This is a genomic window from Thalassospira permensis NBRC 106175, from assembly GCF_000714555.1.
Taxonomy (GTDB): domain Bacteria; phylum Pseudomonadota; class Alphaproteobacteria; order Rhodospirillales; family Thalassospiraceae; genus Thalassospira; species Thalassospira xiamenensis.
This window is the reverse complement of the sequence record NZ_AUNC01000034.1, coordinates 220,952-236,115: the sequence shown is the minus strand read 5'-3', so window position 1 is coordinate 236,115 and position 15,164 is coordinate 220,952. Positions and strand designations below refer to the sequence as shown.

At 55.2% G+C, this 15,164-nt stretch carries 17 protein-coding genes; 10 read left to right on the top strand and 7 right to left on the bottom strand.

Going from position 1 to position 15,164, the window contains the following annotated elements; all coding sequences use genetic code 11:
* Positions 1-20: 20 nt before the first annotated feature.
* The 4 genes from SMB34_RS20720 (at position 21) to SMB34_RS15910 (ending at position 3,369) form a co-directional block, all read left to right on the top strand.
* On the top strand, positions 21-959 hold the full coding sequence (locus SMB34_RS20720) for a substrate-binding periplasmic protein (RefSeq protein ID WP_167332775.1): 939 nt from the start codon (positions 21-23) through the stop codon (positions 957-959).
* A 207-nt stretch (positions 960-1,166) separates the two neighbouring features.
* The gene (pobA, locus tag SMB34_RS15920) at positions 1,167-2,339 is read left to right on the top strand and encodes a 4-hydroxybenzoate 3-monooxygenase (protein WP_037991518.1); all 1,173 of its coding nucleotides are present in this window, start codon (positions 1,167-1,169) and stop codon (positions 2,337-2,339) included.
* Between the two features lie 257 nt (positions 2,340-2,596).
* Positions 2,597-2,884 (top strand): ElaB/YgaM/YqjD family protein, encoded by a 288-nt coding sequence (locus SMB34_RS15915; RefSeq protein WP_037991515.1) that lies wholly within the window; start codon positions 2,597-2,599, stop codon positions 2,882-2,884.
* Complete coding sequence (locus SMB34_RS15910) at positions 2,881-3,369, top strand: hypothetical protein (RefSeq protein ID WP_037991513.1); 489 nt, start codon at positions 2,881-2,883, stop codon at positions 3,367-3,369. Before SMB34_RS15915 ends, SMB34_RS15910 begins: the two co-directional genes overlap by 4 nt.
* A 42-nt stretch (positions 3,370-3,411) precedes the next feature.
* Here the strand turns inward: SMB34_RS15910 and hpt are convergent, their stop codons facing one another.
* Both hpt and SMB34_RS15900 read right to left on the bottom strand, forming a co-directional pair.
* Complete coding sequence (gene hpt / locus SMB34_RS15905; RefSeq protein ID WP_037991511.1) at positions 3,412-3,948, bottom strand: hypoxanthine phosphoribosyltransferase; 537 nt, start codon at positions 3,946-3,948, stop codon at positions 3,412-3,414.
* A 142-nt stretch (positions 3,949-4,090) separates the two neighbouring features.
* Entirely contained in the window at positions 4,091-4,753 is a 663-nt protein-coding gene (locus SMB34_RS15900; protein WP_084716655.1) for a glutathione S-transferase, read from the bottom strand.
* Between the two features lie 361 nt (positions 4,754-5,114).
* Between SMB34_RS15900 and SMB34_RS15895 the strand changes: the two genes are divergently transcribed.
* Together SMB34_RS15895 and SMB34_RS15890 are read left to right on the top strand one after the other, a co-directional pair.
* Positions 5,115-5,333: a DUF3126 family protein gene (locus tag SMB34_RS15895; RefSeq protein WP_007089297.1), complete on the top strand. Its 219-nt coding sequence runs from the start codon at positions 5,115-5,117 to the stop codon at positions 5,331-5,333.
* Positions 5,334-5,466: 133 nt separating this feature from the next.
* Positions 5,467-6,108: an exopolysaccharide biosynthesis protein gene (locus SMB34_RS15890; protein ID WP_037991506.1), complete on the top strand. Its 642-nt coding sequence runs from the start codon at positions 5,467-5,469 to the stop codon at positions 6,106-6,108.
* A 14-nt stretch (positions 6,109-6,122) separates the two neighbouring features.
* On the opposite strand, the gene SMB34_RS15885 is transcribed toward SMB34_RS15890, so the two are convergent.
* Positions 6,123-6,971, bottom strand: coding sequence for an oxidoreductase (locus tag SMB34_RS15885; protein WP_037991504.1), 849 nt, complete (start codon positions 6,969-6,971; stop codon positions 6,123-6,125).
* Between the two features lie 148 nt (positions 6,972-7,119).
* Here SMB34_RS15885 and SMB34_RS15880 point away from each other — a divergent pair, with 148 nt between their 5' ends.
* Complete coding sequence (locus SMB34_RS15880; RefSeq protein WP_037991501.1) at positions 7,120-8,040, top strand: LysR family transcriptional regulator; 921 nt, start codon at positions 7,120-7,122, stop codon at positions 8,038-8,040.
* Positions 8,041-8,048: 8 nt separating this feature from the next.
* On the opposite strand, the gene SMB34_RS15875 is transcribed toward SMB34_RS15880, so the two are convergent.
* The 3 genes from SMB34_RS15875 to SMB34_RS15865 are packed head-to-tail and all read right to left on the bottom strand — an operon-like array spanning position 8,049 to position 10,809.
* Entirely contained in the window at positions 8,049-8,828 is a 780-nt protein-coding gene (locus SMB34_RS15875) for a siderophore-interacting protein (RefSeq protein WP_037991499.1), read from the bottom strand.
* A 28-nt stretch (positions 8,829-8,856) separates the two neighbouring features.
* Positions 8,857-9,342, bottom strand: a complete 486-nt coding sequence (locus SMB34_RS15870; protein ID WP_240478851.1) for a MarR family winged helix-turn-helix transcriptional regulator — start codon at positions 9,340-9,342, stop codon at positions 8,857-8,859.
* A 45-nt stretch (positions 9,343-9,387) separates the two neighbouring features.
* Positions 9,388-10,809 (bottom strand): MFS transporter, encoded by a 1,422-nt coding sequence (locus SMB34_RS15865; RefSeq protein ID WP_084716653.1) that lies wholly within the window; start codon positions 10,807-10,809, stop codon positions 9,388-9,390.
* Between the two features lie 448 nt (positions 10,810-11,257).
* Between SMB34_RS15865 and SMB34_RS15860 the strand changes: the two genes are divergently transcribed.
* From SMB34_RS15860 to SMB34_RS15850, 3 genes are read left to right on the top strand one after another with little or no spacing between them, the layout of a single operon-like run.
* On the top strand, positions 11,258-12,310 hold the full coding sequence (locus tag SMB34_RS15860; protein ID WP_156962688.1) for a hypothetical protein: 1,053 nt from the start codon (positions 11,258-11,260) through the stop codon (positions 12,308-12,310).
* A gap of 33 nt (positions 12,311-12,343) precedes the next feature.
* Positions 12,344-12,748, top strand: a complete 405-nt coding sequence (locus SMB34_RS15855; RefSeq protein WP_037991489.1) for a hypothetical protein — start codon at positions 12,344-12,346, stop codon at positions 12,746-12,748.
* Positions 12,745-13,392 (top strand): hypothetical protein, encoded by a 648-nt coding sequence (locus tag SMB34_RS15850; protein ID WP_156962687.1) that lies wholly within the window; start codon positions 12,745-12,747, stop codon positions 13,390-13,392. The genes SMB34_RS15855 and SMB34_RS15850 overlap by 4 nt, the downstream gene beginning before the upstream one ends.
* Positions 13,393-13,412: 20 nt before the next feature.
* On the opposite strand, the gene SMB34_RS15845 is transcribed toward SMB34_RS15850, so the two are convergent.
* The gene (locus tag SMB34_RS15845) at positions 13,413-14,618 is read right to left on the bottom strand and encodes a TIGR03862 family flavoprotein (RefSeq protein ID WP_037991487.1); all 1,206 of its coding nucleotides are present in this window, start codon (positions 14,616-14,618) and stop codon (positions 13,413-13,415) included.
* Between the last annotated feature and the right edge of the window lie 546 nt (positions 14,619-15,164).

Here is a 15,164-nt window from a genome sequence, read left to right as displayed (position 1 = left end):
GAACCATGCAGGAGTATGGTGTGGGGAAAAGACGAACGGGTATTGTTTTGCCGGTACTGGTGTTGATGGTGCAGATCGTGTGGGGGGCGGTTTGCGGCATGGTCCCGGGTTTGACAGGGGCGGTCGCGCAGGAAGTCGGCAAAATCACAGAAGCATCGGCGCAGAAGCCCGAAGTTCTGTTTGCGGTAGGCGAATGGCCGCCGATGATTACGGAAAATGCCGCCGGATACGGCATTCACACCAAGCGGGTGACCGAGGTATTCGAGGCGATGGGATACCGGGTGCGGTATGCTTTTGTACCGTGGCGGCGTGCTTATGAGCAGACCATTGCGGGGCAATATGCCGCGACATTCAGCTGGATCTGGACCGACGAACGCGCGGCCGAGGTCCTTTATCCGCGCTATCCAATCGCAAAGGCGCACCAGATCGGATTTTATCGCAAGGACAGGTTTCCCGCCGGGCTTGATGTTAACGCAATCGCCGATATTGCCCCCCTGGGGCTGCGTCCGGTCGGGGTTGCCAGCTATTGGTACGAGGTTGAATTTCGCCGTCTGGGCATTCAGGCTGATATTGTCACGTCATCGGAAGCCGCATGGCGGTTTCTGGATGCCGGGCGGGCTGATATCTATTTTGACGAAAAGGATGTCGGCCTGATGGATATGGCGCGGGTTCTGGGCGAGGATGCGGTGAAACGCTATGGCATTACCGATCCGGTGCAATCAGAGAACATGTTCATCCTGTTTTCCCGGGATCACCCGCAAGGCAAAGCGTTGCGTGATGCGTTTGACGGGTTCCTTGATACCCCCGAAGGCCGGGCCATGTGCCGGGGTTGGGGAGTGTGCGAACAAACCGCAAGTGCCACGCCCGGACCGAAAATGACGGTTAACGGGCAGGGGAGTGTGCCGGGAAATCCGGTCGGGGCAGATCAGGTGGGGGCAGATCAGGTTGGCGGTTTTTGACCGCCTTTTGATGATCCCTTGACCATCAGCGCCCCGATCAAAACCATCGGGATATGTTGCGATAACCATTGCGGTATAGATGTTCGATTTGTCCTATCCTTTTCCCGGTTTGTCCATTCTTCCCGTGTGAAATCAGGCGTATTCTTTCCTTATTGGAACGGTTCCTGTTCCGAAAATCAACAAGAATAGTCGAGTGAGGATTACGTCATGCATGTCCCTGTTGCCATTATCGGCTGCGGTCCTTCGGGGTTGCTGCTTTCGCATTTGCTGCATGTGCAGGGAATTGACAGCATTATCCTTGAACGCAAGGACCGCGCCTATGTCGAGGGGCGGATCCGGGCCGGTGTTCTTGAAATGGGGACGGTTGGCCTGATGGAGCGGGTCGGCGTTGACGCCCGCATGAAGCGCGAGGGCATCATTCATGGCGGCATCTATATCAGCGTCAATGGCAAGCGCGTGCATGTGAATATCGAAGAATTGACCGGCGGGTCGACCGTGATGATTTACGGCCAGACCGAGGTGACCAAGGATTTGATACAGGCGCGCCTTGATCATGGCGGTGAAATCGTGTTCGAGGCGGACGACGTCAGCTTGCATGATATCGAATCTGATGCGCCGCGTGTTCGATATGTCAAGGACGGCAATCCGGTTGAACTGACATGTGATTATATTGCGGCCTGTGACGGGTTCCACGGGGTCGGGCGGCAGACCATGCCGTCATCGAAGCTTGAGACGTTCGAGAAGGTTTATCCGTTTGGCTGGCTTGGCGTTCTGGCCCATGCCAAGCCGGTGGCGGACGAGTTGATTTATGCCAGCCACGACCGGGGATTTGCGCTGTGTTCGATGCGGTCGGAAACCGTCGTGCGCCATTATGTGCAGGTGCCCAGCAGCGAGAAAATCGAAGACTGGTCCGATGACCGGTTCTGGAACGAGCTTCGGGTCCGCCTTGGCGAGGCCGACGCGGAACTGGTCAATGAGGGCGAGGTGTTTGAAAAAAGCATTGCACCGCTTCGAAGCTTTGTTGCCGAACCGCTAAGCCACGGGCGTCTGTTCCTGGCAGGCGATGCGGGGCATATCGTGCCGCCGACCGGGGCCAAGGGGCTGAACCTTGCGGCGAGTGATGTGCATTACCTGTCAGAGGCATTGATCGGCAAATTCAAGCAGAACCGGGATGATTTGCTTGAAGCCTATTCCGATACCGCGCTGGCGCGCGTGTGGAAGGCGGAGCGGTTTAGCTGGTGGATGACATCAATGCTTCATACCTTTGATGATCATCACGATTTTGACGGCCGTATTCGCCGCGCCGAACTGGAATATATCCTGTCATCCAAGGCAGGTTTGACGACGCTTGCAGAAAACTATGTCGGTTTGCCTTACTGATCGGCATGGTTCGGAGCCCCACGCTCCGTAATCCGCCCAGATTTCTGCAAGGGATGAACGGCCCGTTCCCACAACGGGCCGTTCTTTTTTGTCAAAGGCGGATTTCCGTTGGAAAAACGTGTTGGCCCGGGGGCTCGGAATGCCGCAGTTTGAAGCGGGTGCCCCCAAATAATCACAATTTTATGTGGAACTTCTTTGGGGTTCGGTTCGTTAGGCAAGTGTCGAATAAGTTAATGGATAACCACAGGAGTTTTATGATGGTGACCAAGACTGATACGGATAATGCAAAACTTCAGGCCGATGTCGAGGCTTTGCGCAAGGATCTTGCCGAAGTCACCAAGACGCTCAGAGCCATGGGCAGTGACCGCGCCAATTCTGTCGCCCAGTCCGCCGCAGAGCGTGTTCGCGAGGTTTCGGGCCAGGTTCATGACCAGTTTGACCATGCGCGCGGCGTTGCCGTTGATCAGGTGCGTGAGCGCCCGCTGACCTCGGTTGCTGTAACTTTCGGCATTGGCATGCTGGTTGGCGGACTCCTTCGTAAATGATCGATCAGCTTGTTGAAGCGATCACTGAAATCGCAAAGGCCGCCGCCGTAAAGCTGGCGGTCTTTGCGGTTATCGGGGTGACGATCCTGATCGGTATCGGTTTTCTGCTGGCGGCGGTGTTTATCTATCTGGCCGCACAGTTTGGGACACTTGGTGCCGCCCTTGGTCTGGGGACTGTTCTGGTCGCCCTTGGGCTGGTGGCGTTGGCGATTGTTCTGCAACGCGACCCAAGTGATGGGATTGCGCGACAAGATAAAGCGGGTGCCGACCCGGCACGCAGTGAAGATGCGCTTTTATTTGATATGCTGATCCATGCCGCGCGCGCCGGTTACGCAACCGGACAGGGTGACAAATCGCAAATGCAGGACGGTTTTGAACGCCTGTTTACCGACCTGTCCGACCTTGGCGCGTTTGATCGACCCGTCAGCGACCCGGAAGCCGGGGAAAAGGACCGCGAGACAGCAGATACAAAAATGGCGGGATAACCGGATGGTTCCCGCCATTTTTCATTTCAGATTTCCGAAAGCTTATTCGCCGTGGAAATGCACCGTGCCGATAAAGGGCAGGTTGCGGTTGGCTTGGGCATAATCGATGCCATAGCCGACGACGAATTCATCGGGAATGTCAAAACCGCAATAGTCGATGGGAATGGCGACTTCGCGGCGCGACGGCTTGTTCAGCAGGGTGCAGATTTCAAGCCGGTTCGGATCGCGGGTTTTCAGCAACCGGACGACTTCGGAAAGCGTATAGCCGGTATCGATGATGTCTTCGACCAGCAGCACGTCCTTGCCGCGGATCTGACCGTCAAGATCCTTGACGATGCGGACATTGCGCGAACTTTCGGTAGAATCGCCGTAGCTTGAGGCGACCATGAAATCGACTTCGACCGGAACGGTCAGTTTGCGGGCCAGATCGGCGATGAAAACAAACGATCCGCGCAGCAGACCGACAACGATCAGTTTTTCGGTATCCTTGAAGTTTTCATTGATCCGGGCGGCAAGCGCATCGATCTGTGTGGCAATTTCGTCCGCCGTTATCAGCGGCTTGACATCATAATCGGCCATCAATCTCGGTCCTGAAGCGTTATGGGATGATTTCCCGCTTGCTATCACAAGCCGCCCCCCATGACCAGCCCGTGAATGGTAACAGAAGTATAATCCTGCGGATTTTTCCCCGTATTCCGGCAAGTTTGCACGTTGTGATTGTTCAGGCGGCTTTAAAAATTATCGGTTCGTCGCCTTCGTGCCATTGGTCATATCTGACCATCGCGGTTTCAAACCAGCGGGAATTCAGGAAATCATCAAGCCAGCGTTGCAGATGGACAAAGGGTGCGGCATCAAACGCATCCCTGTCGGTATTGGCAAACTGGCGGACAAAGGGCGCAATGGCAAAATCGGCCAGTGCCGGACGGGTGCCAAACAGATATTTGCCAACCGCCAGACGACCATCAAGCCGGTTGAGGATTTTTTCGGCATCGCGGCGATGTTCGACCGGATCGGCGTCCTCGTAGCGGTTGAAATATTTATAGCGGTCCAGATGATGCTTGAACGGGCCGTCATTTTGCGAAATCAGGGCCAGCATGTCTTCAAGTTTGCCGCTTTCGGGTTCCAGCCATTTTTCCGGGTCATTTTCGGCCAGCGCCCAGACCATGATTTCAAGGCTTTCGTCGATCACGGTGCCGTCAGGCAGGATCAGGACGGGTACTGTGGCCTTGGGGGATGCATCGATCATGGATGGCGGTTTGTCGCGCAGGACGACTTCGCGCAGTTCGACATCGGTGCCGCTGGCCAGCAGGGCCATGCGGGCGCGCATCGCATAGGGGCAGCGACGGAAACTGTATAAAACCGGGCGTGCTGTTTGTTCGCTCATATAACCCGATTATCCTTTGGGGCAACGCATTGCAACCGCTTATCGGGCACAAATCCGATTGTCATGCGTTAGACATTCCAGCACAGCCTTCCCATGTTCAGAAAAGGGACAGGCGGGGATGTTCATTTCGCGGCAACGGCAAAACGGGATCGCCCAAAAGCGTTAAGGCAAAAAACTTGGGTCAAACGGCCCTTTTTTGCGCAAGCAGGGTTGATTTCATGGCACAGTTTGTGAAAGGACAATGTCCGTCATTTATTTCGCAAGATCCGTTGGGGGACGTGCTGGCGCGATTGCTGCGCCGTTTGCCCCGAACGCGGTCAAAAGACCAGAACCGACCTGACAGAAGCAAGGGACCAGCCACATGACACCGACCGAAATCGCCCGCGTTACCGATTATCTGCGCCGTACGTTTGATAATCCGAAAATTGCCGTCGATGCGCCCAAGCGCAAAGGCCACCCGATTGAAATGCGCGTTGGCGACGAATTTGTCGGTGTTGTGCACCGTGACGAGGACGAAGGCGAAGTCAGCTATTCGCTCAATATCGTGATCCTTGAGGAAGACCTGCCGCCAGCCGTTTAAGGTTGCGGCATTGCCGATACAAACGCCCCGTGCCCATGGCCGGGGCGTTTTTGTTTGTTTTCATCATATCGCCACGGATTGATCACAATCGTTGGACATATGAGGGGGCGGTTTCAATCGATCACGGAATATCATGACACGAACTCAAGGTTCCCTTCCCAAAGACGGGGCAAGGCTTTCATCGATCTTTGATGCCCTGTTAAACGATGATCAGGCTGTGCCGCCCGTAGATGGCGTGGCGGATGATATCAGCCTGGGCGCGCTGTTTGATGCGATGGGGGAAAAAAGCCAGGGGGCGTTGATTGTCCTGTTTGCGCTGATTGCCTGTGTGCCGGTACCGGGGCCGAACGCGATCCTGACCATTCCGCTGGCGTTTCTGGCCCTGCAACTGGTGATCGGGCGCAAGAAACTTTATCTGCCCGACTGGATGCGTCGCCGCAGGATTGGCCGCCGTCGCCTGAGCAGCCTTTACCGGCATATGCGGCCAAGGCTGATCTGGCTTGAAAACCGGATGTCGGATCGCTGGCAGTTCTTTGTCCCGGCGCAGCGTATGCCGGTTATCGGCCTGATCTGCCTTGTCATTGCCTTCATCATTGCCATCCCGATCCCGATTCCCGGTGCGAATAGCATCCCGGCCCTGTGCCTTGTCGTCGTCGGGCTTGGGCTTGTGCTGTCAGACGGGGTGGCGATTGCCGCCGGGGTTCTGGTCGGCGGGGTGACGGCAACCGGGATTGCGGGGCTGACATGGTATAGCGTGAATGCGCTGGCGGCGTGATGTCGCGCTGGCAATTATGCGTCGAAATCCGTTGATGTGGTGATGTGTTCCCATTGGGTGAATTCGCGCTGCAGGTCATCAAGTTTGGTGCGCACCAGCGACAGCGCATCGCGCCCCAGCAAAAGATGAACCGGTGGGTTGGAGGCGTTCAGAATATCCATCACCGCCTTTGCGGCCTTGGCGGGATCACCGGCCTGATTGCCGCTTTTCTTCTGGCGGGCATCGCGGATCGGATCAAACAGGGCATCATAATCGGAAATGCTGCGGTCGGAGCGGACCATGGAACGCCCAGCCCAGTCGGTGCGAAATGATCCCGGCTCAATCGCGGTCACATGAATGCCAAGCCCGGCGACTTCGCTGGCCAGTGTTTCGCTGATGCCTTCAAGGGCGAATTTGCTGCCGCAATAGTAGGAAATGCCGGGCATGGTGATAAAGCCGCCCATTGAGGTGACATTGAGGATATGGCCGCGTCTGCGTTGGCGCATATGGGGCAGGACGGCCTTGATCATCGCAACCGCGCCAAACACATTGACCCGGAATTGGGCTTCGAGTTCGGCAAGCGGGGATTCTTCAAGCAATCCTTCGTGACCATATCCGGCATTGTTGATCAGAACGTCAATCGGGCCGATATCGGTTTCGATCTGCTTGATCGCGTCGGGGATGGCCTCAAAATCCGTGACATCAAGGATGACGCCGGTGGTTTGTGCCGGGGACAGGGCGGTGAAGGCGGCAAGGTCGGCCTGTTTGCGGACCGTGCCGATGACATGGTGGCCTTCGGCAATTGCCGCCGTGGCAAAGGCGCGGCCAAAGCCGGAGCTGACGCCGGTGATCAGGATGTTTTTTGAATTTGTATTCGTGGTCATTCGCGATGGTCCTTTGTGCAATCGGGCAAGCCATGCGGGGCAGGCTTGGGGACGTGATGTGTTGTGATGTGATGACCAAGGCTAGTGATATCTGATTGTTTGGTATATGGGTTAAAGTCTGCATGGACTGTTTAAAAAGGAATGCATTATGCGCGGGCGGGAATATGCCGAACTTGAAGCCTTTGTCGCCGTGGTCGAAGAAGGCAATTTCAGGCGTGCGGCGGCACGGCTGCGCATTTCGGCATCGTCGTTAAGCCAGACGATTGGCAATCTTGAAGATCGTTTGGGTGTGAACCTTTTGCAGCGAACCACGCGCAGCACGTCGCTGACCGAGCCGGGAAAGCGGCTTTTTGAACGGTTTCGCCCGGCGATGGCCGAAATGGCCTTTGCGGTGGAAGATATCATGCAGTTTCAGGGGCGACCGGCGGGGACGGTGCGGCTTTTGCTGCCAAGGCTTGCGCTTGCGACCCAGATCGAACCGTGGCTTGGCGCGTTTCACGAAAAATATCCCGATATCGTTCTGGAACTTGTGATCGAGGATGCGCCGCTTGATATCGTGGATGCCGGATATGACCTTGGCATTACGCTGGGCGAGTTATTGCAAAAGGATATGGTCGCGGTCAGGCTGGGCCCGGATATCCATCAGCTTGCCGTGGCGTCGCCCGATTATCTGGCGCGGTATGGGGTGCCGCAAACACCGGCCGATCTGCACGGGCATAAATGCATCAATTGGCGCAAACCGGGGCGCAGGAAGCTTTACAACTGGGAATTTTGCGTTGACGGGCGATGGATCAGCGTTGCGGTCGATGGGCCACTGATCGTGTCGCACCGTGATACGGCGTTAAAGGCGGCGGCACAGGGGGTGGGGATTGCGTTTGCCTATTGGTCGTCGCGCTGGATGCAGCCGATGATCGATGACGGGTCGCTTGTGCCGGTTCTTGAAGAATTTTCACCGCCCTTTCCGGGCTGGTATCTTTATTATCCGAAACAGCGGGCGACACCGCCCGCTGTTCGTGCCTTGATCGATTTTTTGCGTCACTGCCATCAGGAAGGCCGCGACGCGTCGTAGTCCGCATGTCAGGCGGCCTGGGCATCCTCGGCCTTGATGACCTTGTGGTTGTCTTCGTTCAGGCCGAGTTTCCAGTAGCTTGAGATATACAGATCATCCTTGCCAAGCCCCCGATCATTGCGGAAATGATCGCGCAGCATTTTCATCGCGGTAAATTCGCATGCGGCCCAGACCGACGGGCGGCCATCGGCCCAGGGCAGTTTTTTGACCACATCGGGCAGGGCATTGGCATTTTCGCCCGGATGCGGGTTGATCACCCATTCGATGGTGACGTTTTCGGGTTTTTGCAAATCCTGCATATCGGCCTCGGACGCGATTTCGATCACGGCGTAACCGCGCGCATCGGGGCCCAGGGTTTCGAGATTGACCGAAATGGCGGGCAGGGCCGTCATATCGCCGACAATCAGGAACCAGTCGGCGGTCGGATCAACCAGCTTTTTCGGGCCGGGGCCGCCGATGGTGATCAGATCGCCGGGCTTGCAATTGACCGCCCAGTTCGAGGCCGGGCCGCCATGATCGTTATCATCGGAACCATCGCCATGCATGACGAAATCAATGTCAATCTCGCGGCCCTGATCGGTGATGCGGTCATGACGGACGGTATAGGTCCGGCGCAGAACCCGGTCCTTTTCATCGCCGTCAATCGGGAAGATCAGTTTGACATAGGCGCTTTCCTGATCGTCGGGAAAGGATGCGATGCCGTCACCGCCCAGCGTCACGCGCAGCATATTGGGCGTGACATAGGTTTTGCGGATCACGGTCAGATCGCGGGGGGCTGGTCTGTTCATTCCAAGCTCCTGTAGGGATTATCTGTTTTCAGGATTCCAGATTGTCGGCCATCAGGCTGGCAATTTCGTTGAAATCCGTGATTTGTTTCTGGCTTAAACCGGTGGCCATGCGCGTGCGGATTTTGGCTTCTACGGCACGATATTCTTCCATCAGCGCATCGCCCTTTGGCGTCAAATGCAGGGTCTGGCTTCGCCCGTCTTCGGGATGGGGGCGGCGTTCGATCAATCCGTTTTCTTCGAGTTCCTTGACAAGCCGCGTGATGCGGCCCTTGTCCTGCCCGGTGCGGGCGGCGATTTGCTGTGCGGTGACGCCGGGGCTTTTGATGATCCATTTCAGCGTGCGCATCTGCGAGATTGGCAAGGGCATATCGGCATCCTGCAAGCCTTCGCGCATGGCGCGCTTGAAGGCATGGACAAGCCGGTGAAGGGTTTCGCCGGGGACATGCGCATTTGCGGGGTTGGTTTCTGGCGTTTCCGTTGGCGTTTCCATTGGCGTTTCCATGGGCTTACTCATCGATATGTTTCTGTCGCGCACAGGCGCAAGGTGTTGCGGGGCTTGTTATGATGGCTTTGCGTCGGCTTCATAGCCATGCGGGGCAATGATGCCGGTGCGGATGGCATATTTGCGGCCCTCGCAAATGGCGGCCGATATCAGGGCAAAGCCCGCCGCAACCCCCATGATCGCACTCAGATCAAACGCACCACCGGTACCGATCAGGATTGCGGCAAGCGCCGCACCAACCGATTGCCCGGTCAGGCGGGCGGTGGCGAGCATGCCGCCAGCACCGCCGCTGCGGTCCCGTGGGGCGCTTGTCATCATCAGGCGGTTATTGGGGGACTGGAACAGGCCAAAACCAACGCCGCAGATCATCAGGCAGGCAATGATCGCAAGGGCTGTATGCGGGCTTCCGGCCGGGATCAGGGTGACGGCAAACAGGCCGATGGCAAAAATCCCCATGCCGATCCCGGTCAGGTGGATCGGTGAATATCGATCAGCCAGCCGCCCGGCAATCGGGGCGATGATGGCGGTGGCGACGGGCCATGGCGTCATCAGAAGGCCGGTATCAACCGCGCTATAGCGCAGCACGTCATGGAAATAGAATGGGAGTGCGACAAAGGCGATGAATTGCGCACAAAAGCCCGCAATCGATGACCCGATGGAGCAGGCAAAGACCGGACGGGCCAGCAGATCAAGCGGCAGCATCGGGCGTTCGCGCGAAAACTGCCGACGCACAAGGAAGAACCCGGCGGTAATCGCAATCACGAACTGGCCCGCGATCAGCATCGGGTGGCTTTGGGTGCCGACATTGCCAAGGGCCGAAATCAGCCCGCCGAATGCCAGCACGTTCAGGAATGCGCTTATATAGTCAAACCGGGTGCGGGTCGGTTTGGTATAGGGCAGGGCGAATGTGCCAAGAACAATGGCGATGATCGAAATCGGGATATTGATCAGAAACAGCCAGTGCCATGTCGTGACCGCGAGAATGGCCGAGGCGATGGTCGGCCCGGCGGCGGCGGAGATCGACACCACCATGGCAATCAGCCCGATGGCCCGGCCAAGCTTTGCCTGCGGGACGCTGTGGCGCATGAGGGCTGCGTTGATGCTCATCAGTGCTGCACCACCCAGACCCTGCAACACGCGGGCAAATGTCAGGAATTCGATATTGGGGGAATAGGCACACAGGGCCGACGCGATGCCAAAAATCACCATTCCGGCCAGATAGACCTTGCGAAATCCAATCGCCTCGCCAAGGGCGGACAGGGGCAGCAGGGCGACGACAACCGCCAGCTGATAGGCGGTGATGACCCAGATGGCGTGCGCCGGGCTGACATTCTGATCATGGGCTATGGCGGGCAGGGCGACATTCATGATCGACCCGTCAAGGACTGCCATCATGACGGTCAGTAACACGGCGATCATGGCGAATGACCGCTGGGGCTGCGGCAATCCGTCGGCGTGGATGGTTTTTGATATCTTCATGTGGGGCAACATTCCGAAAACAAAGCGTGCGGTCGCAAGAGGCGGCGCGAGGAGCGGGCAAACGGGGCAAAATGCTACCCGATATCGCGGTTGCGGGCACGGTTATATGGTTGACTTTATCAACCAATATAAAATGTGGTTGATTTTGTCAACTTGTTTTCCCCAAATTTATCGCAGTCGGTTTGGTGTGCGAGTATGTTCAAGTTTTGGGGAAAATACGCACTAAATAAATATGTTTTCCTGCTCTTATGGTTAGTTTTTTTACGGAGCAGTTGATCGTATTTTGAAGCTAGATGTTGTCGAAGTTCACTGGGGCGGGGTTTGATTGGCTGGTTATCAGACGATTGCTAATGTGCAATCGGGTTTTCAGTGGCTTAGTTGGGTAACTAGTGTACGTTTTTAAGCAGAGGCGTATTTAGTGTGATTGATTTACTTGGGGAGTAAGGGGTTGAGTACTGAACTGGTTCTTAAGGCGCTAAAGGGGCGTATGCCTTGGTCTGTTGCTCAGAAGGCGCTACATCTTTGCGGATTGCCGAGGGGGCAAGGGTGGCAGAAAACAATCTCAAAGCTCTGTGAAGAAACTAGTTTGTATCCAGACGAATTTAAGAAATTAGCTGACTATCACAAGCAGCACATTCTCTTCGGAGAGAAGAATGCCCATTTAATGAAGGTGGGAACTGCCGTTCGGGAACAAATACTATCTCAGATGCGAACAATAGAGATTCCTAATTCTGTTGTGCAGTCGAGCTACCCATTTGCTCTTTCAGAAGAAGATATGAATGAAGCGCCTGTAGGGCATACGTTAGTTGCTCACGAGCGACTAAAGCAGGGCGAAGCGCTTGTGTACGCCGCGTTAAGGACCTTAGTAATTAAGGAAGAAGTTCTTGCAACTGACTTTGATGATGTTGGCCGAGAAATACTTACTCAATATGCGGAAGTATATGGCACGAAGTTGGTTCGCACATTCGGGTTTGACGTCCTTTGGGTGCCATACGAAGGAGAACATGTAGATTTTCTTGTCGATTGTCCTAGGGGAATGAACCTTGTTGCTACATTAAATGCCATGGAGAGCTTCAAAGAGGTCGTGAAACGTGATTTAAGTTCCATCGAGTGGTCAAAATCTGAAAACTTGTTCCCTCTCATCAAAGGTATGTACGAAAATGATGATGAAGGAATTGTTGTCGAACTAGCATTTGGAACGAGTACTGCTTCACTAAAGCACGAAAAAATGAGGCGGGGCTCTATCTCGCTGCGAGATGAACTCTACCACGTTGGAGGTAAGGGCGCCCTAAAAACACCTATTGAGCCGTACAAAATTAGTATTGAGTGGTCTAATCAGTTGTCCAGTCAGGTTTATTCAAAACTTGAACTGAATTTGCATTCCAATTCCTATGAGATTGGGACTGTAAAACCTTATTTAAAGGATGCGGTGATTCGAGGATGTTTCGTCGCATCAGATTATCGTTTTGTCAGAAATCGAATCCTTAGTTATTTGAATTGAGCGCTAACGTGTTTTGAGCGCAGGTGTAATTGGATGAATTTAGAGAACGCACGGAACGAAGTGGTTGCAGGCTGGGGAGGGACCCAAGCCGCTAAGCTTTGCATGCGTATTCTCGATTACATTGCCGAGGCGAATTTCCAAGAATTAAGAATGCTTACCTTCAGACAGCTCTGCAACGCTTCGAAACTAGATGCCGTAAATGAGGACCTCATAGCTGCGTTGGCAATTTTGACAAGTGAGAAAGTTGATGTGCTGAAGTCTGGGGCGCTGTTCGTTGATATTGACGAAACTGAGTATGAGCTAAGCTCTGAGGAACTTCGCCAGATTCAACTCTATGGAACATTCATACACCCAGATACAGGCGAGGCCGTTGACGAAATTGAAGCACGAGTTTTTCCATTCTTTGCGCCCTCAGATAAACTGGCATTAAGTTTATGAATAATGTTGCAAGAGATATTTCATTACGCGATTTGTCTTTGATGGCTACATCGAACCCTAGCATGTTAATAAGCTTAAGGGTGATGTCCTTAAATGCTGCGAATGATCCCGTTGAGCAGGAATTCGTTGAGTTGATTGATGATGCTATTGATTTGATAGCTCTTGAATTTGCGGAGACTGCACATCATCGAAAGGATCGAAATGAAGATAGTTTAACTATCGATATTGTTTCGTTGCTTAAGGCTCATGGGTTTCTCGTCGAACATGATGCTGATGTTGGTGGACACTGTGACGTAGTGGTGAGAGGCCCGCGAGGTTTCTTGTGGCTGGGGGAAGCCAAGATTCACAGCGATTACGAATGGCTTAATAAAGGATATTTGCAGTTAACTACCAGATATTCAACAGGTATGGTCGGGCAACAAAATGGTTGTGTAATAATCTATTGCAAGGGACCCGACGTTAATCGAGTTGTGAATACTTGGAGGTCCAAGTATCAAAGCCTTTATCAGGAGGCTACTGTGACAAATTGCCCTAAAAACGTACTGGTTTTCAGGTCGGTAAATAAACACGAGCGTTCTGGATTGCCATTTACTGTGCGATTTGTTCCATTTAGTCTATACCACAAACCAAAAGATAAAAAGTAGCGAGTGGCGGTTTTCTGAGGTTAACTCAGGCACCCACTCAACAAATACCCCCCTGTCGGCGCCTCCCAATCCACCATCTCGCCGAGGCAATAGGTGCCGGGGCGTTTTTTGAGTTGGAAATTTTCGTCGAGTTCTTCCCATGCGACGCCGCCGGCCGTGCTGATGGCTTCATCAATCGGGCGGGGTTTGGTGATTTTAAGCGGTAGCGCCTTGATCGTGGTGGCGAGTTTGGCGGGGTCGTTCAGGGTTTCGCGGGGGGTGGTTTCGAAAACGAGCGCGGTTTTGGTGGTGTCCAGACCGAGTGTTTTGCGCAGGTGGTTGCCAAGCGAGTTTTTGCCGCGTGGTTTGTTTAAGCGCGCGGTGACGTCGGCCAGGTCGCGGTCGGGTGTTAGGTCGAGCGTTACGGTGGCATCGCCGGTTTCAAGCCATTGATCGCGAAGGGCTGCCGAGATGGCATAGACGGCACTGCCTTCGATCCCGGTTCTGGAAATCACGAATTCGCCGCGCACGGTTTGCGGGCCGGATTTGGTGGAGACCGTCAGCGTCACGGCCTTGACCGGGGAGCCTGCGCATTTATCGATCAGATGGTCGGTCCACGCGACGTCAAAGCCGCAATTGGCCGGTTTGAACGGATTGCATCTGATCCCGGCGGATTTAAGGATTTCCATCCATTTGCCATCCGATCCCAGCCGTTTCCAGCTTCCGCCGCCCAATGCCAGAACGGTGATATCAGCCGTGGCGGTCACTTCGCCGTCCGGGGTTTTGAAAACGGCATTTTCGGTTTCATCCCAGCCGGTCCAGTAATGGCGGTAATGGATTTTGCAGCCCAAACCATCCAGACGCCTAAGCCATGCGCGCAAAAGCGGGCTTGCCTTCATCGCGGTCGGAAAGACGCGGCCAGAGGAGCCGACAAAGGTTTCGATGCCAAGTCCGGCACACCAGTCGCGGATTTCGTTGGGGCCGAATTTGCGTAAGTGCGGTTCGAGCCGTGCGCGCGAGGTGCCATAGCGCGACAAAAACGTTTCGAGGTCTTCGGCATGGGTGATGTTGAGCCCCGATTTCCCCGCCATCAGGAATTTGCGCCCGGCACTTGGCATGCCCTCAAAGATCGTGACCGCATGACCGGACCCGGCGAGGCGTTCAGCCGCCATCAGCCCCGCCGGACCCGCGCCGATGATCATCGCGGTTTTGCCGTTTGGTTTTGGGGTATCCGGGTTTGATGACATGCGGGGCCTTTGAGTGCGGGGTTGTGTCAGGCGGTTTTAGCCGGTTTGGCGGGGGATGGCAATTTGCGGGATTACAGGCGGCGGCGTGGGAGCGCGTGGCACGATGGACTCCCGCTTTCGCGGGAGTGACGGTAGAGGAGCGGGGCGACGGTAGAGGGGCGGGCGACGGTAAAGGGGCGGGCGACGGTAAAGGAAGCGAGGCGGGGCAGGCACCGTGGCAGTGGCGATAGAGAGGCGGGGCGACAGTTGTTTTGCGCAAGGCAAGTATCGGGCGCCTGACCCATCCCCGTCATGCCCGCGAAGGCGGGCATCCAGTCAGCGGTTCCGGGTTTCTCCGATTTCGGTGATGGAGGTTTTGGCCCGATGGGTTCCCGCTTTCGCGGGAACGACGGTTGAGGGGTGCTAGAAAGATGGGAGAGCGTGGTACGGCAATGTCGGAAGACCCGCGCAAATTCGACCTTGGCGGAAATAGGGGTCGCTGTGACTTGCGCATTAAGGGCGAAATCGACCCTTTTGGCGGAAAAATGCGGCAAAGATTGGCAATTT

Bases quoted from the DNA above. Each gene is read 5' to 3' on its own strand.
- SMB34_RS15875 (WP_037991499.1), bottom strand. From the start codon at position 8,828: ATGAACAGACCAGCCCCCCGCGATCTGACCGTGATCCGCAAAACCTAT.
- SMB34_RS15865 (WP_084716653.1), bottom strand. From the start codon at position 10,809: ATGAAGATATCAAAAACCATCCACGCCGACGGATTGCCGCAGCCCCAG.
- SMB34_RS15915 (WP_037991515.1), top strand. From the start codon at position 2,597: ATGGTGACCAAGACTGATACGGATAATGCAAAACTTCAGGCCGATGTC.
- SMB34_RS15845 (WP_037991487.1), bottom strand. From the start codon at position 14,618: ATGTCATCAAACCCGGATACCCCAAAACCAAACGGCAAAACCGCGATG.
- SMB34_RS15850 (WP_156962687.1), top strand. From the start codon at position 12,745: ATGAATAATGTTGCAAGAGATATTTCATTACGCGATTTGTCTTTGATG.
- SMB34_RS15855 (WP_037991489.1), top strand. From the start codon at position 12,344: ATGAATTTAGAGAACGCACGGAACGAAGTGGTTGCAGGCTGGGGAGGG.
- hpt (WP_037991511.1), bottom strand. From the start codon at position 3,948: ATGGCCGATTATGATGTCAAGCCGCTGATAACGGCGGACGAAATTGCC.
- SMB34_RS15895 (WP_007089297.1), top strand. From the start codon at position 5,115: ATGACACCGACCGAAATCGCCCGCGTTACCGATTATCTGCGCCGTACG.
- SMB34_RS15910 (WP_037991513.1), top strand. From the start codon at position 2,881: ATGATCGATCAGCTTGTTGAAGCGATCACTGAAATCGCAAAGGCCGCC.
- SMB34_RS15870 (WP_240478851.1), bottom strand. From the start codon at position 9,342: ATGAGTAAGCCCATGGAAACGCCAATGGAAACGCCAACGGAAACGCCA.
- SMB34_RS15890 (WP_037991506.1), top strand. From the start codon at position 5,467: ATGACACGAACTCAAGGTTCCCTTCCCAAAGACGGGGCAAGGCTTTCA.
- SMB34_RS15880 (WP_037991501.1), top strand. From the start codon at position 7,120: ATGCGCGGGCGGGAATATGCCGAACTTGAAGCCTTTGTCGCCGTGGTC.
- SMB34_RS15885 (WP_037991504.1), bottom strand. From the start codon at position 6,971: ATGACCACGAATACAAATTCAAAAAACATCCTGATCACCGGCGTCAGC.
- pobA (WP_037991518.1), top strand. From the start codon at position 1,167: ATGCATGTCCCTGTTGCCATTATCGGCTGCGGTCCTTCGGGGTTGCTG.
- SMB34_RS15900 (WP_084716655.1), bottom strand. From the start codon at position 4,753: ATGAGCGAACAAACAGCACGCCCGGTTTTATACAGTTTCCGTCGCTGC.